This is a genomic window from Pseudomonas sp. FW306-02-D09B (genome assembly GCF_058782685.1).
This window is the reverse complement of record NZ_JBYSXY010000006.1, coordinates 301,038-324,494: the sequence shown is the minus strand read 5'-3', so window position 1 is coordinate 324,494 and position 23,457 is coordinate 301,038. Positions and strand designations below refer to the sequence as shown.

General features: G+C 59.3%; 20 protein-coding genes. 8 read left to right on the top strand and 12 right to left on the bottom strand.

Annotated features, from left to right (window positions below):
• Positions 1-583: 583 nt before the first annotated feature.
• Positions 584-1,939, top strand: coding sequence for a serine hydroxymethyltransferase (gene glyA, locus AC3WK5_RS13435; RefSeq protein WP_103315293.1), 1,356 nt, complete (start codon positions 584-586; stop codon positions 1,937-1,939).
• Positions 1,940-1,983: 44 nt separating this feature from the next.
• Positions 1,984-2,265: a hypothetical protein gene (locus AC3WK5_RS13430; protein WP_103315292.1), complete on the top strand. Its 282-nt coding sequence runs from the start codon at positions 1,984-1,986 to the stop codon at positions 2,263-2,265.
• A gap of 156 nt (positions 2,266-2,421) precedes the next feature.
• Here AC3WK5_RS13430 and AC3WK5_RS13425 read toward each other — a convergent pair whose 3' ends face one another.
• Positions 2,422-2,634 carry a DUF3079 domain-containing protein gene (locus tag AC3WK5_RS13425; protein WP_054596887.1) on the bottom strand — a complete coding sequence of 71 codons (213 nt, stop codon included), beginning with the start codon at positions 2,632-2,634 and terminating at the stop codon, positions 2,422-2,424.
• Between the two features lie 262 nt (positions 2,635-2,896).
• On the opposite strand from AC3WK5_RS13425, the gene AC3WK5_RS13420 reads away from it, so the two are divergent.
• Genes AC3WK5_RS13420 through AC3WK5_RS13405 form a run of 4 tightly spaced genes read left to right on the top strand, consistent with a single transcriptional unit; the run spans position 2,897 to position 5,998 of the window.
• On the top strand, positions 2,897-3,421 hold the full coding sequence (locus AC3WK5_RS13420) for an iron transporter (protein WP_103315291.1): 525 nt from the start codon (positions 2,897-2,899) through the stop codon (positions 3,419-3,421).
• Positions 3,422-3,754 (top strand): cupredoxin domain-containing protein, encoded by a 333-nt coding sequence (locus tag AC3WK5_RS13415; protein ID WP_103315290.1) that lies wholly within the window; start codon positions 3,422-3,424, stop codon positions 3,752-3,754.
• Between the two features lie 22 nt (positions 3,755-3,776).
• On the top strand, positions 3,777-4,631 hold the full coding sequence (locus AC3WK5_RS13410) for an FTR1 family iron permease (protein ID WP_103315289.1): 855 nt from the start codon (positions 3,777-3,779) through the stop codon (positions 4,629-4,631).
• The gene (locus tag AC3WK5_RS13405) at positions 4,619-5,998 is read left to right on the top strand and encodes a 4Fe-4S binding protein (protein WP_103315288.1); all 1,380 of its coding nucleotides are present in this window, start codon (positions 4,619-4,621) and stop codon (positions 5,996-5,998) included. The genes AC3WK5_RS13410 and AC3WK5_RS13405 overlap by 13 nt, the downstream gene beginning before the upstream one ends.
• Before the next feature lie 16 nt (positions 5,999-6,014).
• Here the strand turns inward: AC3WK5_RS13405 and AC3WK5_RS13400 are convergent, their stop codons facing one another.
• The 11 genes from AC3WK5_RS13400 to AC3WK5_RS13350 form a co-directional block, all read right to left on the bottom strand.
• Positions 6,015-6,710 (bottom strand): anaerobic ribonucleoside-triphosphate reductase activating protein, encoded by a 696-nt coding sequence (locus AC3WK5_RS13400; protein ID WP_103315287.1) that lies wholly within the window; start codon positions 6,708-6,710, stop codon positions 6,015-6,017.
• Entirely contained in the window at positions 6,707-6,874 is a 168-nt protein-coding gene (gene nrdD / locus AC3WK5_RS13395) for an anaerobic ribonucleoside-triphosphate reductase (protein ID WP_054596881.1), read from the bottom strand. The genes AC3WK5_RS13400 and nrdD overlap by 4 nt, the downstream gene beginning before the upstream one ends.
• A gap of 32 nt (positions 6,875-6,906) precedes the next feature.
• Positions 6,907-8,922 carry a ribonucleoside triphosphate reductase gene (locus AC3WK5_RS13390; protein WP_054596880.1) on the bottom strand — a complete coding sequence of 672 codons (2,016 nt, stop codon included), beginning with the start codon at positions 8,920-8,922 and terminating at the stop codon, positions 6,907-6,909.
• Positions 8,923-9,209: 287 nt separating this feature from the next.
• A complete protein-coding gene (gene moaA, locus AC3WK5_RS13385; RefSeq protein ID WP_103315286.1) occupies positions 9,210-10,202 on the bottom strand; it encodes a GTP 3',8-cyclase MoaA in 993 nt (330 codons plus the stop codon).
• Between the two features lie 25 nt (positions 10,203-10,227).
• Positions 10,228-11,187: a peptidylprolyl isomerase gene (locus tag AC3WK5_RS13380; RefSeq protein WP_103315285.1), complete on the bottom strand. Its 960-nt coding sequence runs from the start codon at positions 11,185-11,187 to the stop codon at positions 10,228-10,230.
• Positions 11,188-11,197: 10 nt separating this feature from the next.
• On the bottom strand, positions 11,198-11,878 hold the full coding sequence (gene narI / locus AC3WK5_RS13375; RefSeq protein WP_103315284.1) for a respiratory nitrate reductase subunit gamma: 681 nt from the start codon (positions 11,876-11,878) through the stop codon (positions 11,198-11,200).
• Positions 11,871-12,626, bottom strand: a complete 756-nt coding sequence (gene narJ / locus AC3WK5_RS13370; RefSeq protein ID WP_054596876.1) for a nitrate reductase molybdenum cofactor assembly chaperone — start codon at positions 12,624-12,626, stop codon at positions 11,871-11,873. Before narJ ends, narI begins: the two co-directional genes overlap by 8 nt.
• A gap of 2 nt (positions 12,627-12,628) precedes the next feature.
• Positions 12,629-14,167, bottom strand: coding sequence for a nitrate reductase subunit beta (gene narH, locus AC3WK5_RS13365; RefSeq protein WP_103315283.1), 1,539 nt, complete (start codon positions 14,165-14,167; stop codon positions 12,629-12,631).
• Between the two features lies 1 nt (position 14,168).
• Positions 14,169-17,942 (bottom strand): nitrate reductase subunit alpha, encoded by a 3,774-nt coding sequence (locus AC3WK5_RS13360; RefSeq protein WP_103315282.1) that lies wholly within the window; start codon positions 17,940-17,942, stop codon positions 14,169-14,171.
• 66 nt (positions 17,943-18,008) lie between these two features.
• Positions 18,009-19,406 (bottom strand): NarK family nitrate/nitrite MFS transporter, encoded by a 1,398-nt coding sequence (locus AC3WK5_RS13355; protein WP_103315281.1) that lies wholly within the window; start codon positions 19,404-19,406, stop codon positions 18,009-18,011.
• Positions 19,384-20,688 carry an MFS transporter gene (locus AC3WK5_RS13350; protein ID WP_103315280.1) on the bottom strand — a complete coding sequence of 435 codons (1,305 nt, stop codon included), beginning with the start codon at positions 20,686-20,688 and terminating at the stop codon, positions 19,384-19,386. The genes AC3WK5_RS13355 and AC3WK5_RS13350 overlap by 23 nt, the downstream gene beginning before the upstream one ends.
• 304 nt (positions 20,689-20,992) lie before the next feature.
• Here AC3WK5_RS13350 and AC3WK5_RS13345 point away from each other — a divergent pair, with 304 nt between their 5' ends.
• Entirely contained in the window at positions 20,993-22,795 is a 1,803-nt protein-coding gene (locus AC3WK5_RS13345) for a HAMP domain-containing protein (protein WP_103315279.1), read from the top strand.
• On the top strand, positions 22,792-23,439 hold the full coding sequence (gene narL, locus AC3WK5_RS13340; protein WP_103315278.1) for a two-component system response regulator NarL: 648 nt from the start codon (positions 22,792-22,794) through the stop codon (positions 23,437-23,439). Before AC3WK5_RS13345 ends, narL begins: the two co-directional genes overlap by 4 nt.
• Positions 23,440-23,457: the final 18 nt, after the last annotated feature.

Below are 23,457 nucleotides of genomic sequence, written 5' to 3'. Positions count from 1 at the left end.
CAAAAATCGAGATTGAGCTTCCTTTTCCACCTCACCTCGAACTTTGGGAAAGGCCTCATCGTCCCTCCTGCAGAGAACTCCAAAAGCAGTTCCTCTTCGGTTAACACTTCTTTCGATTCGACCCAAACAAACTCCACACGACAACGATTGCGACGAATCCAGGCATTCAGCGCTTTTTCCTCTGTGGTGGTCAGTCCCCCACTGTCCAGGACGATGTGATCGAGGCGCTGAGGTAAACGTTATTACTGCGAACCGGTCGCTCAGGTCAGTCGCAAATTGAGCTGAAAATCGCCTCGATAGCGCACCTCATACAGCCTGCGGTCAGGTTCGGCTTTGCCCTATTACCGCGATCTATTTCGCACAAATCGGGACATGCGTGTCTTCGGGGTGGGCTTCGGGTAGCTCGAAATAGAGGACGTAGCAGTTTTTTTCAGCGCGGGTTAACACCCTCGCCACAGCGATTGAAAAGATAGATGCCGATCAACTCATTGTTTAAGGACATTACGCTGGGGCAGCAATAGGACCTGCATTGCTTCGTGCTGTCGTTCGCAGCACTCAACAAACAAGGAAGGGATACCGAATAATGGCAGTCAATACTGAACAGCTTAAGAACCAAGCTGACCTACTGCGACGAGGCTTGGCGGATCTGCGAGCAGAAGACGCCGAGCTGGCGAGGATCTTGGACGCTGAAGTCACGCGTCAACACCGAACACTGTCACTGGTCTCTTCTTCCTGTGCGGTCAAGCCTCGAACCTTGGTGGCATCAGCCTCGGCGCTCGTCAACGTCACGGCGGAGGGCACACCAGGCAGGCGCTATCACACAGGCTGCGAGAACGTCGATTTGGTCGAGTCTCTGGCAATCCGAAGAGCTCGGGAACTGTTCGGCGCCCAATACGCAGGCGTGCAATCACACTCGGCATCGAACGCCAATTACCACGTCCTCTCTGCCCTGCTTGAGCCTGGGGATACTCTACTTGGAATGGCCCTCGATCACGGAGGACATCTTGCACACGGCAACTCCGTCACATTCACTGGCACTTACTACAAGGCGATCAGATACGGAACGACATCAGAGGGACTCATCGATTACGACAAGGTGCGCAAACTGGCTCTCGCCCATCGCCCGCGCATCATCATCTGCGGTGCAACTGCCTACTCGCGGGTCGTAGATTTCGAACTGTTCCGCAAGATTGCCGATGAAGCCGGGGCCATCCTGCTCGCTGACATTTCGCATATCGCCGGACTTGTTGCCACGGGGCGACATCCGAGCCCGATCAATGCTGCCCACGTCACTACGACTTGCACACACAAGCAGCTTGCGGGTCCCCGCGGAGGCCTGATTCTTTCAGGCCGAGACGCCAACAAAAAGGTTCCAGGCCTGAAATCAACCTTTAGTCGTGTCCTCGATCAAGCCGTTTTTCCCCGGATGCAGGGCGCGCCAGCCGTCAACATGATCGCTGCAAAGGCCGCCGCGCTGGGCTACGCAATGTCCCCGGAGTTTGACGCCTACATGGAACGGATTCGGGCCACGGCTGATGAGATGGCCAGAGCATTTCAGGCCCATGACTACGAGGTCGTGGGAGGTCGCAGCGAAAACCACACGATTCTGATTCGGTTGCGTGGGGCCATCACTGGTTCCATCGCGGAGTCGGCGCTAGAGCGCTGCGGGATCATAGTTGATAAAAATCGCGTGCCGGGCGAGACCCGATCGTCATCCGCCACCAGAGGGTTGCGTATCGGCACCGGCTCCATGGCGCAACGCCACATCGACCCCCAGGGATGCCGCCAAGTCGTCGATTTGGTTTGCCGGATCCTGGACAAGGTGATGCCGCTCAACGAGCAAGAGTACACACTGGAACCCGCGCTGCAGGAGCAATTCCGTCTACAGGCCGAAGCGTTGTGCGCAATGTATCCCATAGATGACTACATGGAGCGCTGAGAGAGCCCATCGACCGCCACCAGCGCAAGCACCATGGTGGCTCGATGGGGGCTGACGACAAGACTATCCATCGTCGCCAAAGCACTCACGGTTACACGCGGCAACAGGCAGCACCGCGTTCGTTGCGGATCGGGCAGGAACACTCAGCGCGGGTGATTTTCTTCGGCTATATCGATAGCTCGCAGATCACCCGCCTGCATCCGGTGACCAAGAAGATCGGGGCTGGATTTGGGTGCTTTCAAGAAGTATTGCGGGAACAGCCAAACAAAAACTTTTCTTTGGACCCAAAAAATGGATCTCTTTTCAGAGATCCATTCCTTTCTTAACCGTACTTGCAACTGCTTAACGATCACGGCCGGTATTGTCCAAAGATGCGATCAGTCTGAGAAAGCGAGGTTTGGTGTCCCAACTTCAGTGTGACTGCCTTGAAGGTTCTCCATGCGAGGAAGACTGCGGTAACGCACGACCATTGCGGGCTTGCGCTAGATACCTTCATTCTCTGTCTTGTCTGTGACGATGAGGGACTCGATACCCCAGTCGCCAGGCAGATGCCAATCTTCCCCGAACAGCTCGGCCGGATGCATCGTACGGTCGGAGCCATTGCCGCACGCCAGGGACTTGGCTGGACAATACCGGTCGCATCCCCAACAGATCCGCTCGGGGTGCTTGGGGTTGACGGGGAAGTTCTTGGCCATGTCGATCTCCAATCATTGAGAGACGTTTTTGCAAGCTACAGCCTTTGTGCAAAACCATCCTTGATCGATATCAAGAATCAACATCGAGCGACTGCCCGTTCATGCGGCGGCACAGATGACCCACAGCGTCGAGCGCGCCCAGCGCTTTCGCGAGCGTGACAAGCGATCGGTTTAAGTGCTCGAAACTTGATAATAATCATTATTGTTTGCAGAAAAGCTTCCTAGACTCGGGTTCCTACTCGTTAGTGCCCAGGAAGACTTCATGCGTACTCACCTATCACTCGCCCTGCTCTTGCTCGTACCGCTGGCTCACGCGAAGGAGTACCCGATCGGGGAACCCCAGCTGTGTCAGGGACTGGAAGTCGGGGCGGTGTATCTGCAACCCATCGAGATGGCCCCGGCGGGCATGATGCGGGCGACTGTCGATTCCGATGTTCACCTGGAAGCCGACATTCGGGCCACCGCGGACAATCGACAGGGCTTTCAGGAAGGTAGTTTCGTGCCTTACCTCAATGTCTCGTTCAACTTGAGCAGAGCGGGTAACCCGGACGAAATCAAGGGCGACTTCCATGCCATGGTCGCCAATGACGGCCCGCACTATGGCGACAATGTGAAGCTGCTGGGACCGGGCAAATATCGGCTGACCTTCACCGTGCTACCACCCACCGGTCACGATTCCCTCGGGCGTCATACCGATAAGGAAACCGGTGTAGCGCCCTGGTTCGAACGCTGCGAACTGCACTACGAGTTCATCTACGCCGGCATCGGTAAAAAAGGTGGCTATTGAATGAAGAGCCTGCCTCTTGCCTGGCTGATGGTGGCCGGAGCCATTGCGCCGTTGACCGTCCATGCCGATTTGCCGAGCTACGAACTGATCCTGCGCGATGGCCACTTCTCCCCTGCCTTACTCGAGGTTCCGGCCGGACAGCGTTTCAAGATCGTCCTGAGGAATAGCGGTCAGGGGCCGGCCGAGTTCGAGAGCACACCGCTGCGGGTTGAAAAAGTGCTGTCACCAGGCGTGACTACCTTTGTTGTCATTCACCCCCTCAGATCCGGCCACTACCCCTTTTTCGACGAGTTCAACCCACAACTGCCCGAGGGCGGCATTCTCGCGAAATAACCCGCACCCGCACGGAGTTTCCATGAATCAATCAATGTTCATCGTCTGGCGCGAAAGCGTCGAGGCGCTGCTGGTGATCGGCATTCTCCAGGCCTGGACCTGCCAACAAGGTCCAGGCAATCGCCTGGTCAAATATCTGTGGGCCGGTGTGATGCTGGGATTGATGCTCTCGGGCCTGCTGGCGGTGCTGATTCTGTTTGCCGGCGAGGCCATGAACGGTTCAGCCAGTGAATGGTTCCAGGCAGCACTGGCGTTGATTGCCAGCCTGTTGATGGTGCAAATGGTTGGCTGGATGCATCGCAACGGGCGCACGCTGAAATTTGACTTGCAACGACATGCCGATAGCCATCTGGCCCGGCGAGGTGGCTTGGGGCTGTTGTTGCTGGCCATGCTCGCCGTCAGCCGCGAAGGCAGCGAAACCGTTGTATTTCTCTATGGTGCTGGCGCCCGCTTGCGAGGCCCGCAACTCGGTTTGTTTGCGGTCGGCGGCGTCATGGGGCTGGTGCTGTCGGCACTCACCCTTGCCCTGCTGCACAGCAGTCGCCGGTTCATTTCATGGCAGCGATTCTTTGCGATCAGCGAAGTCATCCTGCTCATGCTCGGCGCGGCGTTGCTGGTCAGCGGCACCGAGCGAATCGGCGGCCAACTGCTCGTCCTCGATTTTCCGGAGCAGGTGTACAGCATCGTTGGCGAGGCGCTATGGGACAGCAGCACACTGTTGAGCGACAGCCATGGATTGGGGGGCTTCCTGGCCGGTTTTGCTGGTTATCGGGCAACCCCCAGTGGCCTGACCTTGTTGGTGTGGGTCGGTTACTGGCTGGTCGTCGGCGGCTGGCTACGGCAACAGACTGCGGACAACCTGCCATGCCCGACCTGAGCCGACACAATCAATGGCTCCAGCGCCTGGGTGACGGGATGCGTCGCCATGCGCCCGTCATTCGGGCCGTGCAGTGGGCTGTCGTACTGTTTTACGCAGTGCTGTTAGTGACCCCGGCGCTATTGCCGCTGCCGGACAGCCAGGCGCGGATACTCGACCACCTGACCTTGCTCGCGCAGTTTCTATTCTGGGGGATCTGGTGGCCGTTCGTGTTGCTGTCGATGGTGTTCTTCGGTCGACTTTGGTGTGGCGTTCTGTGCCCGGAAGGTTCGCTCAGCGAGTGGGCCAGCCATTACGGAAAAGGCCTGGGTGTGCCGCGTTGGGTGCGCTGGGGCGGCTGGCCCACATTGGCGTTCTGCCTGACAACCCTCTACGGCCAGTTGATCAGCGTTTATGACTACGCCCAGGCCGCGCTGTTGATTCTGGGTGGCTCGACCGTCGCTGCGGTCATCGTTGGGTTGTTGTTCGCCCGGGGCAAACGGGTCTGGTGCCGTTACCTGTGCCCGGTCAGCGGCGTCTTCGCCCTGCTCGCCCGGCTGGCCCCTATGCATTTTCAGGTCGATGAACAACGCTGGATAGAGAATGCCGCACCACGCCTGCCGCCGCCCAACTGCGCTCCCCTGCTCGATATCCGCCGCCTGCAAGGCGCCAGTGATTGCCACGCCTGCGGACGCTGCAGCGGGCAACGCGGTGCCGTTCAACTGATCGCCCGCTCCAGCAATCAGGAGATTCTTCACGCAACCGCGCAGACGCTGTCCCCTTGGGATACACGCTTGCTGCTGTTCGGCGTGATCGGCTTGGCTATGGGCGCGTTTCAGTGGACGGTCAGCCCGTGGTTTATCGCCCTCAAACAACACCTGGCCCAGTGGCTGGTCGAACACAACCAGCTCTGGGCCCTGCAGGACAATGCCCCCTGGTGGTTGCTCACCCATTACCCGCAACTCAACGACAGCTTCAGTTGGCTCGACGGTTTCAGCATTGTCGTTTACTTGAGTTTGAGTTCGATCGTGCTCGGCACAGCGTTGATGCTACTCCTGCGACTGACGGCTCGACTGGCGCGAGATCGCGCACTGTATTGGCCTCTGGCGCTGACACTCACGCCTCTGGGTGGTGCCGGACTGTTTCTCGGGCTGTCGGCCACCACCGTCAAATTACTGCGTTATGAAGGTCTGCTGCTGGAGTGGGTACAACCCGCCAGGGCCTGTCTGTTATTGGCCGCCATGGGGTGGAGCCTGCTACTGGGTTGGAAACGGCTGAAACACGAAAATATTTCCCTGGTTCGGCGCGGGTCGGGGGGCGTTTGCCTGTTACTCGCCAACGGCCTGATCGGGTATGGCTGGTGGTTGCAGTTCTGGGGCTGGGCTTGAGTTCCCCCCAGCCCCGTTACCCCCGTAGCACGAAGACTGGGAACAACTCGCGCATGGCCCCCCACAACTCTGGCAGCAAGGCTTGTGCCGAAACGCTCGGCAACAGCGGATCGAACATCCGCTCGGTGCGAACCAGTTGCACGGCGAAGCGTTTGACGCCAAGTGCATTCAAGCGTTTGGCCAGGATCAGCAGACGTGCTGGCTCGAACAGATGCCAATGCACGGTGGTGCGACATTCGTAGTCCACACCACTGGCCAACAGATACTCAAGGCTGCGCCAGTTGGCCGCTCCACTGCCCTCGACCCGGGTGATGGCCTGGCAATCCTCGGGCAATGCCTTGACATCGAAGCCGACCCAATCAGCACCGGTCAGTGCCTTGGCGAAGGCGGCAGGCTTGATGCCAGCGCTGTGCATGCCAATGCGAAATCCCATTTCCCGCACTTCATCCATGGCACCGAGCAAGCCGTCCTGCAGCGTCGGCTCACCGCCACTGAACACCACGGCATCGAGCAGGTCCTGACGACGTTGCAGAAACGCCAACACCCGCCGCCAATCCACTTCCTCACTGCCACGAGGGGGAATCAGCTGCGGGTTATGACAATAACGACAACGCCAGGCGCAACCCTGGCAAAACAACACGCAGGCGAGCTGTCCCGGATAGTCGATAGTGGTCAGGGGCACCATGCCCCCAACCCGAAGCGTTCGACTCATTGGCGCCCGACCAGCGCCGCGCTTTCAGTAAAGTGCACCCGCTCGCGGTGCTCCGACTGTTTACCCGGATTGAACGCTGACACGGGACGGTGATAGCCCATCACGCGGGTCCAGACTTCGCAGCGTTGACGTTGAGCCTGAGGCAGTGGTTGCGATGCAGTCATGGTGAAGCTCCTTGCGGTTGAGGGGATAGAAATCAATGAACAGTGCCGATTTTCTGCTCTTGCAGCAGCAGAACTTCGTCGCACTTGGGGCAGAACTCATGCTCGCCATCGAGGTAGCCGTGCACCGGGCAGATGGAGAACGTCGGGGTCACGGTCAGGTACGGCAGGCGGAAACGTCCAAGGGCCTTGCGCACCAGCTGCTTGCAGGCCTGGGTCGAGGAAATCCGCTCGGCCATGTACAGATGCAAGACCGTGCCGCCGGTGTATTTGCATTGCAGCTCGTCTTGAAGTTCCAGGGCTTCGAAGGGGTCTTCGGTGTAGCCCACGGGCAGTTGCGAAGAGTTTGTGTAATACGGCGCCTGCGTACTGCCCGCCTGGAGAATGTCGGGGTAGCGCTTGAGGTCTTCCTTGGCGAAGCGGTAGGTGGTGCCTTCCGCCGGTGTCGCTTCCAGGTTGTAGAGATGACCGGTTTCTTCCTGGAAGCGCAGCAATGTGGCGCGCACATGGTCCAGCAGATTCAGGGCAAATCGCCGGCCATGCTCGGTGTGCATGCCCTCCTCGTCGCCGGTGAAATTGCGCAGCATTTCATGCAGGCCATTGAGGCCGATGGTGGAGAAATGGTTGCGCAAGGTCCCCAGGTAGCGCTTGGTGTAAGGGTACAAACCGGCATCCATGTGGTGCTGAATGACCTTGCGCTTGACCTCCAGGCTCTCCATCGCCAGCTCCATCAGCGTGTCCAGCCGTTTCAGCAAACCGCTGGTATCACCCTTGAACACATAGCCCAGACGCGCACAGTTAATGGTCACTACGCCGAGCGATCCGGTCTGTTCCGCCGAGCCAAACAAGCCACCGCCGCGCTTGAGCAACTCGCGTACATCCAGCTGCAACCGGCAGCACATCGAACGCACCTGATTGGGCTGCAGATCCGAATTGAGGAAGTTCTGGAAGTAAGGCAAACCGTAACGCGCCGTCATCTCGAACAGACGGTCGGCGTTTTCACTGTCCCATGGAAAGTCATGGGTGATGTTGTAGGTCGGAATCGGAAAGGTGAACACTCGCCCTTTCGCATCGCCAGCCTGCATCACCTCGATGTAGGCGCGGTTGAGCACATCCATTTCGACTTGCAGGTCGCCGTAGGCAAACGGCATTTCCTCCCCGCCGATGACGGGTATCTGCTCGCGCAGATCCTGCGGGCACACCCAGTCGAAGGTCAGGTTGGTGAAAGGTGTCTGGGTGCCCCAGCGTGACGGCACATTGAGGTTGTAGATGAACTCCTGGATCGCCTGGCGGACCTGCGGATAGCTCAGTTGGTCCTTGCGCACATACGGCGCCAGGTAGGTATCGAACGAGCTGAAGGCCTGGGCGCCGGCCCATTCGTTTTGCAGGGTGCCGAGGAAATTCACCATTTGCCCCAAAGCACTGCTCAAGTGCTTCGGTGGCCCGGCTTCAACACGTCCGGGCACACCATTAAGACCCTCATGCAACAAGGTGCGCAGCGACCAGCCAGCGCAGTAACCGGCCAGCATGTCCAGGTCATGTACATGCAAATCCGCCTCTCGATGAGCGTGGCCGATCGCCTCGCTGTACACCTCGTCCAGCCAGTAGTTGGCGGTGACCTTGCCCGACACGTTCAACACCAGCCCGCCCAGTGAGTAGCCCTGATTGGCGTTGGCCTGGACCCGCCAGTCTTCACGGTCCAGGTACTCGTTCATCGACGTCGCCACTTCGACCAGGGTCCGGCGATCGCGACGCAAACGCCCGTGCTGTTCGCGATAAACGATGTAAGCACGCATGGCGAGGAAAAAACCGGCGTCCATCAGCACCCGCTCAACACGATCCTGGATCTGCTCGACATGCAGCCTTGGCTGCCTTTCCAATCGGGCGAGTACCGCTTCGAGCAAGCCTTCGGCTTCAACGTCGGTGTACTCCCCGGTTGCCTTGCCGGCAGCGATCAATGCCTGACGGATCTTGTCGGCATCGAAGGCAACCAGACTGCCATCGCGCTTGTGCAAGCGGTTACATCCAACTGAGATCAGCGTGCTCTGCATTTGGCCTCCAGATACTACATATAGATGTTTGTAGACAAACAAACACAACATGCAGTGAAGACTACGGACAAAGCGCTGTTCTGCAATTGACCAACGTCAAGATTTTCCGGTGAAAAAACACCCGAGACGACATAGATTCAGTGGCAAGCGAGGACCCAATGTGGGAGCGGGCTTGCTCGCGAAGAGGCCGTCACATTCAACATCATTGTTGACTGATAGACCGCTTTCGCGAGCAAGCCCGCTCCCACATTGGATCATCTGTGTTCTTGCGAACCGCGCAAATCAGTTCAACCGCCGCTCATGTTCATGAACCGTACAATCTGCACCTCCCCTTCGGGGCCGAAGTCGTGGCGCAGCGGCTTGCCGCGCAAGGCCTTCTGCACCGCGTTGACCAGGGGTTGGTCATCCAGCGGGTAACGCCGCAGTAATCCGCGTAAATCCAGGGCATCGTCCTGCCCCAGACAGAGCAACAGCTTCCCCTCAACGGTCATCCGCACCCGGTTGCAGCTGCCACAGAAGTTGTGGCTGTTGGGTGAAATGAAACCGATCCGGGTATCGGCATGGCGTTCCAGGCGAACGTAGCGTGCTGGCCCGCCACTGCTTTCGGTGCTGTCGAGCAACCGATGACGACTGGCGATCAACGCCCGCACTTCGTCGCTGGAGCAAAACGACTCGCCACGCGCGCGGCCAACATCGCCCAAGGGCATTTCTTCGATAAAACTGATATCGATGTGTTGATCGATGGCGTATTGCACCAACGCCGGGACTTCATCGAAGTTGCGCCCCTTCATCACCACACAGTTCAGCTTGATCCGCTCAAACCCCGCGCCCCGCGCGGCTTCAATGCCGCCCAGCACCTGATCGAGATCGCCGTTGCGGGTGATCGCGCGAAACTTCTGCCCGTCCAGGCTATCGAGACTGATGTTCATCCGCTTGACCCCTGCCTCCGCCAACGGCCGGGCCAAACGGCCCAGTTGCGAGCCGTTGCTGGTCATCACCAGTTCGCGCAAACCGGGTAAGGCGGCGATGTTGCGGCACAGCCCGACAATACCGGGACGGATCAGCGGTTCGCCGCCGGTGAGGCGGATTTTGCGAACACCTTGGCCGACGAACAGCGCCGCCAGACGCTGCAGTTCCTCCAGCGTCAGGACCTGCTGACGCGGCAGAAACGTCATGTTTTTCGCCATGCAATACACACAGCGAAAATCACAACGGTCCGTCACCGACATCCGCAGATAGTCGATCTGCCGTCCAAAACCATCCTGCATGACAGCGTTCATCACATCTCCCCGTTTACCCCAAGGCTCACTGCACTAGCGGTGAGTCGGCGCCCTGCAAGTGGATGCCGCGAATATCCGCCGCACCGATCAGGGTTTGCAGGTATTGCACCAGGGCTTTTTGCCAGACGCCTTGCTGCAACTGCGTGCGGATCGCCGTCGACACCACTTCATAGGGCAACGGCATGCCTTCGACCCGCTGATCGATACTGACCACATGCCAACCGTAACGACTTTCCAGCGGTTTACTCGCCAGCCCCGGCGCCAGGGTGAACAGCTGACGTTCCAGTTCAGGTACGGTCTGGCCCTTGCTGATCTGCCCCAGAGAACCCCCTTGCGCTTTCGACGGGCAGGCCGAGTATTTCACCGCCAGTTCGGCGAAACTGCCTGGGAAACCTTCCAGACGTTGCAGCAGGATTTCCGCCTGAACATGCGCAAGCGCACGGGCCTCGGCGTCGTCCGGCGCGCATTCGAGCAGGATGTGCCGCACCGCCAGCAACGGCGCGCTGTGAAAGCGCCCGCGATTGTTTTCGTAGTAACGAAGGCTGGTTTCCTCATCGCACTGAGGCACCTGAACCTCACGCTCAAGCAACAAGCGCGTGGCCGCTTCTTCTTCATTCTCACCGGAGCCGACTTCCAGCGACACGCCGAGTTCGGCAATGCGTTGCTGCAACAACTCGCGGATCACCAGCGCCCTGGCGGCCAGGTAGACCGCCTCCTCGCGGCTTTGCGCCGGGTGATATTGCAGTTCCTGAGCCATCGCCTCCGGGGTGATCGACACCGCGTTGACGCTGATGATCGGCCACTCCTGCTCACTGCTGGCGATCAACTGCGCCGGGGCGTCGTGGGCCGTCGGCGCAACCGGGAGTGCGTCAAACTGCACCGCCCCGGTCGGCGCGATATCCACAACATCGGGCTGCGCTTGTTTGGAAGAACCGCAGCCACCGCTGCCCCCGTTACCGCCACCACATCCACATCCACCTGACATGATTGTCTCCTCAGAACTTCTGACGAACGATTTGATAACGACGCCCCAAGTACCAGACCGGAGCACTGATCATGTGTACGAGACGGGTGAAGGGGAACAGCACGAACAGGGTCAAACCGAGAAACACATGCAGCTTGTAGATCAAGCCGACCGGCGCGATGGACGCCGCCGCTTCCATCGGCCGCAACAGCACGGTGTTCTGCGCCCAATCGGCGAGCATCACCATCACCGAGCCGTCCATGTGTTCGGTGGACGCCACAATCGTCAGCAGACCGAGCAGCAACTGCGCCAGCAGCACCAGCAACACCAGAATGTCCGAAGTGCTGGAAGTGGCGCGTACCCGTGGATCGCTCAGCCGCCGATTGACCAGCATCAGTAGGCCAACCAGGCACAACAGGCCGAAAAGCCCGCCGGAGACCATTGCCAGCAGCTGCTTGTTCTCAGTGCTGATCACATGGTGATAAACCGACGCCGGGGTCAGCAGGCCGACGAAGTGCCCGGCCAGTATGAACAACACCCCGATGTGGAAAAAATTGCTCGCCACGCGCATGCCGCGCTGGTTGAGCATCTGACTGGAGCCTGCCTTCCAGGTGTACTGCGACAGATCGAAGCGGGCCCAACTGCCAATCAGGCAAATAGCCAGGGCGATATAGGGATAGATCCCGAACAACAACAGGTTCCATTTAGACATTGCCTACCTCCTTGGCCGGCACGGCGGCCAACCCTTCATGCTGAAAATCCACCCAGTGCAATGGCACTGCGCTTTCTTCCCGGACCTTGCCCGGTGCGCTTGGCAGCGAACTGCAACGGTCCTGCTGTTCGGCCTGGAGAAAGTCCACGGCCTCCTCTTCCCAGATCTTGTCGAGAGCTTCGAGGGAGTCGTCACGCGGCTCCGCAGCCACCTGCGCCCGCAGGTCGGCCACCGCCTGATGCGGCTCGGCCCCGGCAATTTGCAGCAGCGCGCGGAAGCAACTGGCGTACGCACTTTCACGCTCATCCAGACGCGCCGCGAGCAAGGCCAACAGGTGCGACACATCTGCCAGGCCCTCACGGGCCTCGATGTCTTCGCGAGTAGAAAGGAACTCCAGATACAGCGGGATATAGTCCGGAAGTTCTTTGACGCCAATGGCAAACCCGGCGGCTTCGTATTGCGCCATCATGTCGACCATCGCCTGACCTCGGTCACGGGACTCACCGTGCACATGCTCGAACAGCAGCAGCGACAGCGAACGCCCCCGGCCGAACAGCGCACCGTAGTGCTCCTGTCCGTCCATCAGGTCATTGGTGCAGATCAGCTCCAGCAACTCGAATAACGCACCGCGCTGCTTGGGGCTGATTTCCCGGGACTCGATGATCGCCTGCTCCAGTTCGTCGCGACCGCCAATCAATGCCTCGGTCGGGTAGTCGAGCAGCAGCGAAATCACTTTGAGAATTTGCATGCTCATTCCTCCCACAACTGAACGGTTTTGAGGATGTCGCGGCGGTTGGCTTTCTTGGCGCCGAACATGTTGGTGTCGGAGCTGCCGCTACAGCCGCTGCCGAAACTGAAACCGCAACCGGAGCGCTCGGCGAAGGCATCGCTCATCGCGTCTTCACGGTGGGCGCTGGGCACCACAAAGCGGTCTTCGTAGTTGGCAATCGCCAGGTAGCGATACATCTCTTCGACCTGGACCACGCTCAAGCCGACATCCTTCAGCACTTGCAGGTCCTGGACGCCATCGACTTGCTCGGAACGTTTATAGGCGCGCATCGCCAGCAAGCGTTTAAGCGCACGCTTGACCGGCTTTTCATCGCCCGCGGTCAGCAGGTTGGCCAGGTAACGCAACGGAATGCGCAGGCTGTCGACATCCGGGATCACCCCGTTCATGCCCACGGTGCCGGCGGTCGCCGCATTCTGGATCGGCGACAGCGGCGGTACGTACCAGACCATCGGCAAGGTGCGGTACTCCGGGTGCAGCGGCAGCGCCAGCTTCCAGTCCACGGCCATTTTGTAGACCGGCGAACGTTGCGCAGAGTCGATCACCGACTGCGGCACACCATCGGCCAAGGCCTGACGGATCACCGCCGGGTCATTCGGATCGAGGAAGATCTCCAGTTGTTTCTCGTACAGATCCTGCTCATTGGCGGTGCTCGCCACTTCGCTGATGCGATCAGCGTCATACAGCAGCACGCCGAGGTAGCGGATACGGCCGACACAGGTTTCGGCGCAAACGGTCGGCATCCCGGCTTCGATACGCGGGTAGCAGAAGATGCATTTCTCGGACTTGCCGCTTTTCCAGTTGAAATAGATCTTCTTGTACGGGCAACCGCTGATGCACATCCGCCAGCCACGGCATTTTTCCTGGTCGATCAGGACGATGCCATCCTCTTCGCGCTTGTAGATCGCCCCGCTCGGGCACGAGGCCGCGCAGGTCGGGTTGAGGCAGTGCTCGCACAGGCGCGGCAGATACATCATGAAGGTGTTTTCGTATTCGCCGTAAATGTCCGCCTGAATCTTGTCGAAGTTCTTGTCCTTGCGGCGCTTGGCGAACTCGGTACCGAGAATCTCCTCCCAGTTCGGGCCCCACTCGATTTTCTCCATGCGCTTGCCGGAGATCAGCGAACGCGGGCGCGCTGTTGGCTGGTGCTCGCCCAGCGGCGCGGTGTGCAGGTGCTGGTAATCGAAGTCGAACGGTTCGTAGTAGTCATCGAGGCTCGGCAGGTCAGGGTTGGCGAAAATGTTCGCCAACACCCGGAATTTCCCGCCAATGCGCGGGTTGATCGTGCCGTTGGCGTTGCGAATCCAGCCGCCCTTCCACTTGTCCTGGTTTTCCCATTCTTTCGGATAGCCAATCCCCGGTTTCGATTCGACGTTGTTGAACCAGGCGTATTCCATGCCTTCGCGGCTGGTCCAGACGTTTTTGCAGGTGATCGAACAGGTGTGGCAACCGATGCATTTGTCCAGGTTCAGAACCATGCCGATTTGTGAGCGAATCTTCATCTCAGTTCTCCTCGATATCGGTCGGCAGGGGACGTGGCAGGTCATCGCCACTTGAACCATCGAGCCAGTCGACTTTGGCCATCTTGCGCACCACGACGAATTCATCGCGGTTGCAGCCGACCGTGCCGTAATAGTTGAAACCGTAGGCCTGCTGGGCATAGCCGCCGATCATGTGGGTCGGCTTGAGCACCACCCGGGTGACTGAATTGTGGTGGCCGCCACGGGTCTTGGTGGTTTCTGAACCTGGCACGTTCACGATCCGTTCCTGGGCGTGGTACATCATCACCATGCCTTCCTTGACCCGCTGGCTGACCACCGCCCGGGCGGTCAGTGCGCCGTTGGCGTTGAAGCACTCGATCCAGTCGTTGTCCTCGATGCCGGCGCGTTTCGCGTCGACCTCCGAGAGCCAGACAATCGGCCCGCCACGGCTGAGGGTCAGCATCAGCAGATTGTCGCTGTAGGTACTGTGAATGCCCCATTTCTGGTGCGGAGTGATCCAGTTCAGGACGATTTCGGTCTCGCCGTTACTGCGCTTGCCTTTCACCCCTTCAATGGTCCGGGTGTTGACCGGCGGCCGATAACTCATCAGTTGCTCGCCGAATGCCTGCATCCACGGGTGATCCTGATAGAACTGCTGACGGCCGGTGATGGTGCGCCATGGGATCGCCTCGTGAACATTGGTGTAGCCGGCGTTGTAGCTGACATGATCGTCTTCGAGCCCCGACCAGGTCGGGCTGGAGATGATCTTGCGCGGCTGTGCCTGAATGTCGCGGAAACGAATCGCCTCGTGGGCCTTGGACAACGCCAGGTGACTGTGATCGATGCCGGTGAATTCCGACAACGCGGCCCAGGCCTTGACGGCGACATGGCCGTTGGTTTCCGGTGCCAGAGACAGAATCACTTCCGCGGCATCGATCGCCGTGTCGATTTTCGGCCGACCATGGCTGATCCCGGCAGCCCCTTCGTGGTGATTGAGTTCACCGAGGAACTTCACTTCGTCATCGGTGTTCCAGCTGATGCCCTTGCCGCCGTTGCCGTGCTTTTCCAGCAATGGCCCCAGCGAGGAGAACTGTTTGTAGATGTTCGGGTAGTCACGCTCGACCACATGCAGGTTCGGCGCGTTCTTTCCCGGAATCGGTGCCACGCCGGCGCTTTTCCAGTCGGTGCCGCCAAACGGCTGGGCCAGTTCGCCGACGCTGTCGTGCATCAGCGGGATGGTCACCAGGTCTTTTTCAACGCCCAGGTGCCCTTCCGACATGCTGGAAAACGCCTTGGCGATGCCTTTGTAGATCTCCCAGTCGGAACGTGATTCCCAGGCCGGATCGATAGCCGCCGACAACGGGTGAATGAACGGGTGCATGTCCGAGGTGTTCATGTCGTCTTTTTCGTACCAGGTCGCGGTCGGCAAGACGATGTCGGAGTAGACGCAAGTCGAGGACATGCGGAAGTCCAGCGTGGTGACCAGGTCAAGCTTGCCGATGGCACCCTCGTCCACCCATTCGGCTTCTTCGGGTTTGCAATCGCCGACCTGGCCGATGTCTTCGTTCATCACTCCGTTTTTGGTGCCGAGCAGGTACTTGAGCATGTACTCGTGGCCCTTGCCCGAGGAGCCCAGCAAGTTCGAACGCCAGATAAACATGTTGCGCGGGAAGTTCACCGGGCTGTCCGGCTGCTCGCAGGAGAAACGCAGCGAACCGTCTTGCAGCGACTTGACCACGTAGTCTTTCGGGTCCATGCCGGCTGCGGCGGCATCGCGGCAAATGTGCAGCGGGTTGGTATTGAGTTGCGGTGCGCTGGGCAACCAGCCGGCACGTTCGGCGCGGATGTTGTAGTCCAGCGCATGCTCGGGAAATTGCGATTTATCGGCCAGCGGCGAGAGCACGTCGTGCATGCTCATTTTCTCGTGGCGCCATTGCGAGCTGTGGGCGTAGAAGAAACTGGTGCCGTTCATTTGACGGGGTGGGCGATTCCAGTCCAGGCCGAACGCCAGGGGCAGCCAGCCGCATTGCGGACGGAGCTTTTCCTGGCCGACGTAGTGCGCCCAACCGCCACCGGTCTGACCGACACACCCGCAGAGCATGAGCATGTTGATCAGCCCGCGGTAGTTCATGTCCATGTGGTACCAGTGGTTCATTGCCGCGCCGACGATGATCATCGAGCGGCCCTTGGTCTTGTCGGCGTTGTCGGCGAACTCACGGGCGATCTGGATCGCTTTCTCACGGCTGACGCCAGTGATCTGCTCCTGCCAGGCTGGGGTTCCCGGCACCGAAGCGTCGTTGTAATCCTTGGCGACGTTAGCGCCACCGAGACCGCGGTCGATAGCCAGGTTGGCTGCCGACAGGTCAAACACCGTGGCAACTTTAGCGATGCTACCGTCTGCCAGCACCACGTTATGCACTGGCACACGGCGGTACTGCACGGCATCGCCAGCAACGTGCTGGAAGTGCTCGTGGGATTCGCCGGCAAAATACGGGAACGCCACTTCGGCGACGTCATCGCCAATCAGGCTCAGCTTGAGATCGATCTCACGGCCTTCGCCGCCTTCACGAGGGAGGATGTTCCACTTGCCCTTCTCGCCCCAGCGATAGCCGATGGAACCTTGAGGGGATACCAGTTCACCGTTGACATCCAGGGCGATGGTTTTCCATTGCGGATTGTTTTCCTGACCAAGGTTGTCGGTCAGGTCACTGGCGCGCAAGAAACGGTCCGGCTGATAACCGGCACCCGGTGCCTTGTCGGGCATTTGCTTGAGCAGCACCAGCACCGGCAAATCGGTGAAGCGCTTGGCGTAGTCAGTGAAATAAGCGCTCGGTTTGTCCAGGTGGAATTCTTTGAAGATCACATGATTGAACGCCTGGGCCAGCGCTGCATCAGTGCCTTGTTTAGGGTTCAGCCACAGGTCGGTGAGCTTGGCCACTTCCGAATAGTCGGGGGTGATGGCGACAGTCTTGGTGCCCTTGTAACGGACTTCGGTGAAGAAGTGCGCGTCCGGGGTGCGCGTCTGCGGGACGTTGGAGCCCCAGGCGATGATGTAGTTGGAGTTGTACCAGTCGGCCGATTCCGGCACGTCGGTCTGCTCGCCCCAGACCATCGGCGAAGCCGGTGGCAAGTCGCAGTACCAGTCGTAGAAACTCAGGCAAGCGCCGCCGATCAGCGACAGGTAACGCGAACCGGCCGCATAGCTGACCATCGACATGGCCGGAATCGGCGAGAACCCGACGATGCGATCGGGGCCATATTGTTTGATGGTGTAGACGTTGGACGCGGCAATGATCTCGTTGACTTCCTCCCAGTTGGAACGAATGAAGCCGCCCATGCCACGCTTGCTTTTATAGGAGTCGGCCTTGACCTTGTCCTCGACGATGCTGGCCCACGCTTCCACTGGCGCCAGGGTCTGCCGCGCATCACGCCAGAGCTTGAGCAACGGCTTGCGGATTTTCGGGTACTTGAGCCGGTTGGCGCTGTAGATGTACCAGCTGTAACTGGCGCCACGCGGGCAACCACGGGGTTCATGGTTAGGCAGATCGTTGCGGGTACGCGGGTAGTCGGTCTGCTGGGTTTCCCAAGTGATCAAGCCGTTCTTGACGTAGATTTTCCACGAACAAGACCCGGTGCAGTTCACCCCGTGGGTAGAACGCACGATCTTGTCGTACTGCCAGCGCGAACGGTAGACGTTCTCCCAGTCGCGAGACTCTTTGCGGGTCTCGCCGTGACCGTCGGAAAACTCGTTTTGCTTGCGATTGAAAAACCGCAGTTGATCCAGTAAATGACTCACGGTGTGTCCTCTCAGGCTTGCTGCGGGGTTCTGTGCCCCGCCCACGCAGGTTGGATTCGGATCGTCTTAGCAGGGGGTTGCGGCGCCTTTGCGCGCGTACCACCACCAGGTCACGACAATGCAGCTCAGGTAAAAGCCGACGAACATGTAGAAAGCCATCTCAGGGCCGCCGGTCTGGGCCATCGAAGTGCCGAAGGATTTGGGAATGAAGAACGCACCGAAGGCGCCGATGGCCGAACTGAAACCGAGGACGGCGGCCGACTCTTTGCCGGCATCCTTGAGCGCTTGTTCGCGCACGGCGGGTGGTTTTCCGGCAGAGGCTTTTTCATGCTGGGTGCGAAAGATCACCGGGATCATCCGGAAGGTGGAGCCATTGCCGACACCGGTGGTGATGAACAGCAGCATGAACATGCCAAGGAAGCCGTAGAAGTTGCCGCCCGAACCGTTCTGGGGGAGGAAGTGCAATACGCCGAAGACCATCACGATCATCAGCATGAAGTTCCACAAGGTCACTTTCGCGCCACCGAGCTTGTCCGCCAGCCAGCCACCCAATGGGCGTACCAGTGCGCCGACCAATGGGCCGAGGAAGGCGAATTTCAAGGCGATGACATCAGGAAAGGCGGTCTTGATCAGCAGCGGAAACGCCGCGGAAAAACCGATGAACGAACCGAAAGTCGCCAGGTACAACCAGCACATCAGCCAGTTGTGCTTGCGTTTGAAGATAACGGCCTGGTCGCTGAACGAAGCGCGGGCACTGGACAGATCATTCATGCCGAACCAGGCCAGCAGCGTCACCAACACAATGAACGGCACCCAGATCAACCCGGCATTCTGCAACCACAATTGACCACCGTCGGCCAGGGTTTGCGGGTTGCCGCCCATGAAGCCGAACACACCGAAGGTGATCACCAGCGGTACACAGAATTGCATCACCGAAACGCCCAGGTTACCCAACCCGGCGTTGAGGCCAAGGGCTGTACCCTGCTGAGACTTGGGATAGAAGAAGCTGATGTTGGACATGCTCGAGGCAAAGTTGCCGCCACCAAAACCGCAGAGCAAGGCAATCAATACGAACACGCTGTAAGAGGTGCTTGGGTTCTGCACGGCGAAACCCATCCAGATCGAGGGCAACAACAGCGATGCGGTACTCAGGGCGGTCCAGCGCCGGCCACCGAAAATCGGCACCATGAACGAGTAGAAGACGCGCAAGGTCGCACCAGACAATCCCGGCAACGCCGCCAGCCAAAACAACTGGTCGGTGGTGAAGCTGAAGCCGATGGCATTCAAACGCACAATTACCGTGCTCCAGACCATCCACACCGCAAAGGCCAGCAGCAGTGCAGGAATGGAAATCCACAGGTTGCGGGTGGCAGTCTGTTTGCCGCTACGCCCCCAGAATGCGGGGTCCTCGGGGCGCCAGTCATGAATCACCGGGCCTTTGTCAGGCTTTTGCAGAACGGACATGTTCTTCTCCTTGGGCAATGCTGGAAAACGGGGAAGTGGTCACCGGCAGCTCTTTACCGAACACCGGGGTCTTGCGTATTTCGCTGAAGTACATCCAGGTGAGGGAGACCCAGACCACGCCGTACATCAACATGAAGCAGGAAGAGCGCACTCCGGTGAGGTCCACCAGGGCGCCGAACAGAATCGGCAACACGAAACCGCCCAGGCCGCCCGCCAGGCCAACGATGCCGGACACGGCCCCCATGTTTTTCGGGTAGTCATTGGCGATGTATTTGAATACCGAGGCTTTGCCGAACGCGAAGGCGATGCCCATGACGAATAGCAGCACGGTAAACAGCGCGGGATTCAGGCCAATGTGAAAATCCATCGGACCATTGAGGGTCTGCACTTGCAGTTGGGTCTGTGGGTACGAGAGCAGGAACAGGCAGATCCAGCTGACCCACAACACCCACCAGGTCACGCTTTGCGCGCCCCAGCGATCCGACATCCAGCCGCCGACGGCACGCAGGACCCCGCCGGGCAGGGAAAAACAGGCCGCCAGTAGCGCTGCGCTTTGCAGGCTGAAACCGTATTCCTGCACGTAGTACTTGGTCATCCACAAGGCCAGGGCGACGTAGCCGCCGAAGACGATCGAGTAGTACTGGCAGTAGCGCCACACCGCAGGGTCCTTCAGCGAGCGCAGTTGCTCACGCAAACTGGCGCCCGTGGCACTGCGATGGCCCTTGTTTTCTGAGGTCAGGAACCAGAACAGCAGCGCGGTGATAAACAGGATTGCGCTGAAGACTTTCGGCACCAACTGCCAGCTGCCGGCGGCGATCAGCGCCGGGGCCAGGAACTTGGTCACCGCCGACCCGGCGTTACCGGCACCAAAGATGCCCATGGCGAAGCCCTGGTTCTCCTTGTCGAACCATTTGGCGACGTAGGCAATGCCCACTGAAAACGAGCCACCGGCCAGACCGACGAACAAGCCCAGTACCAGGAATTGCCAGTAGGCGGTGGCGTGACTGATCAGGTACAGCGGTGCGACGCAGGACAGCATCAGCAAGAAGAACACGCTGCGACCACCAAAGCGGTCAGTCAGCAGGCCCAGCGGTAAACGCACCAGCGAGCCGGTCAGCACCGGGGTTGCGGCCAAGAGGCCGAACTGGGTTTCGTTGAGCTGGAGCAGTTCCTTGATCGGTACCCCGAGCACAGCAAACATCATCCAGACCATAAAACAGACGGTGAAGGCCAGCGTACTCATGCCCAGCACCAAGCCTTGTCGTACACGCGGTTGGATCACAATGCTCTCCAGTCAGTTAGCCATGGCGGCAGACTAGAGAGGCCAACCCCGCAAAAACTTGATCCACGTCAACGAAGCCCATGAGGGCAAGGGGCTATCCTTGCCCGGCCTACCTCCAAGGAGGTAGTTCAAGAAAACCTTGAAACCCTTTATTTATCAGCTTCTTAAGGTTTTCCAGTAACGCCATTGCCGACAGGGAGACGTCGGCAACTCTTTAGAGGTAGCGCACCCGGGACTGGCTGCAAAACCGCACTCCGGGACGCCGTATGCTCAGTTTCCGTGTCTTTCCCCAGGATCAGTGCCGATGATGCGCTGGTTGCGCAGCTCCCTGCCCGCTCGCGCCGGGTTGGCGGTGATCCTCATCGCCATACTCGCCCTTGCCAGTTCATTGAGCGCCGGATTGATCGCCTGGTTCAGTCAGGGCGATGCCGCAGCGATCAACACCGCAGGCTCGGTGCGCATGGAGACTTACCACCTGAGCTGGAAACTGGCCGCTGGCGCAACCGGCGAAGAAATCGCCAACATCACCGACAGCCTGCAAACTCGCCTCAACAGCCAGTCACTCAAAGCGGTACTGGAAGATGGCCCGCCCACCGCTCTGCAAATCAGCTATGGGCAAATCCAGCAATACTGGAACGAAGATTTGCGCCCGGCGCTCGAACGTGGCGATGCGGCCACTTTTCAGGCTATGACCCAGCCTTTCGTTGAACAACTGAACCAGTTCGTCAGCCTGTTGCAGCGCCAAAGCGAACAAAAGCAAGGCTGGCAACAGGCGATCCAGGGCCTGGCCTTGTTCACTACCATGATCGTCCTGCTGGTTGGGCTATATGAACTGCAGTACGGCGTTGTCACGCCCTTGAAAGAATTGGTGGACGCCACCCAGCGCTTTCGTCGTGGCGATTTCAAGGTGCGGGTCAACCATCAGTCCCAGGACGAACTGGGCCAGTTGGCCACGAGTTTCAATGCCATGGCGGAAACGATCGAAGAATCGCATCGCACCCTGGAGAGCCAGGTCCAGCAAAAAACCCTGAACTTGCAACAAGCCAATGCAGCCCTGGAGCTGCTGTACCAAAGCAGTCGAAACCTGGCCACACGCCTGGCCAACGCCGAAGGCCTGGACGAGTTGATCCGGCGCTTCCAGCAACGCCTGCCCGGCTTGCGCCTGTCGCTGTGTCTACAAGGACACTTGCAGGCACCCGCCCAGCAATTACTCGCCCTGCATGGGGCAAACAGTCGGGATGTCTGCGCCAGCAGCGATTGCGCCACGTGCCAGAAGCACCAAAAAACCAACCCGCAGACTTTCAGCATCAGCAACCAGGGCAGCGAACTGGGGGAGCTCAAGGCGCATTTTGTCGACGGGCATCCGGCGCAGGCCTGGGAAACCCAGTTGATCCAGGCCCTGGCCAACCTGATTGGGACCTCGCTTTCGCTCAAACGCCAACGGGAACAGGATCATCGCCTGCTGTTGCTCGAAGAGCGCACGATCATCGCCCGCGAACTGCACGATTCACTGGCCCAGGCCCTGTCCTACATGAAACTGCAAGTCAGCCGCATGCAGACCCTGATGCGCCGTGGCGAACCAGTCGAAACCCTGGAAACCGTCACCGCCGAATTGCGCGAGGGGCTGAACAATGCCTACCGCCAGTTACGCGAACTGCTGACCACCTTTCGCTTGCAGATTCACGATGCGGGACTGGTGCAAGAGCTCAAGGACGCCGCCGAGGAGTTCTCCCGTCGCGGAGAATTTCAGGTGCACCTGCACGTCGATGCGCTGGCCTTTCCGCTCTCGGCCAGCGAGCAAATCCACATTCTGCAGATCACCCGCGAGGCACTCTCCAACTGCCTGCGCCACGCCCACGCGCAAAACGCCTGGTTACAACTGCGCCAGGACGGCGAAACCGTCAGGCTCATCGTCGAAGACGACGGGCGCGGCTTCAGCGGCAACGTCGACCAGCGCGAACACCACGGCCTGAACATCATGGACGAACGAGCTCGCAGCTTGCACGGCCAATTGCAGATATTTTCCAGGGAGCCGCAAGGCACCCGTGTCCAACTGGAATTCCAGCCGGAGTTTCTCGGGCAGCAAACAGAAGGTAGCGTCACATGAACCCGTCCCAACAACACACCATCCTGCTGGTAGACGACCATCCGATGATGCGTCACGGCATCCGCCAGATGCTCGAACTCGAAGATGATTTCAAGATCGTCGGCGAAGCCGGCAACGGCGAAGAAGCACTCAGCCTCATTGAGCCGCTGCAGCCGGATCTGGTTTTGCTCGATAACAACATGCCGCAGATGAATGGCATTCAAACCCTGCGCCGATTACGCGCGATGCATTACACCGGCAAGGTGCTGCTGTTCACTGTCTCGGATGCTGAAGACGATATTCGCGATGCACTGCGCCTGGATGCCGACGGCTATCTGCTCAAGGACATGGAGCCCGAACTGTTGATTCAGTACATCCGTGATGCGCTGAACGGCGCGTTGGTGGTCAGCCCGGGGCTGACCCAAGTCATGGCCCAGGCGCTGCGTGCTCCTGCGCGTCAGGCGGTGGTGGAACTGACCGAACGTGAGCGGCAGGTGCTGAAAATCATCGCCAGCGGTTTCAGCAACAAAGTCATCGGGCACAAGCTCGGCATCACCGAAGGGACGGTCAAGGTTCACGTCAAGAACCTGCTGCATAAACTCGGCTTGCGTTCACGGGTCGAGGCGGCGGTGTGGGCCATGGAGCATCTGCGCAACGCCGGCTGACGGGTATTCCTCTTTGGA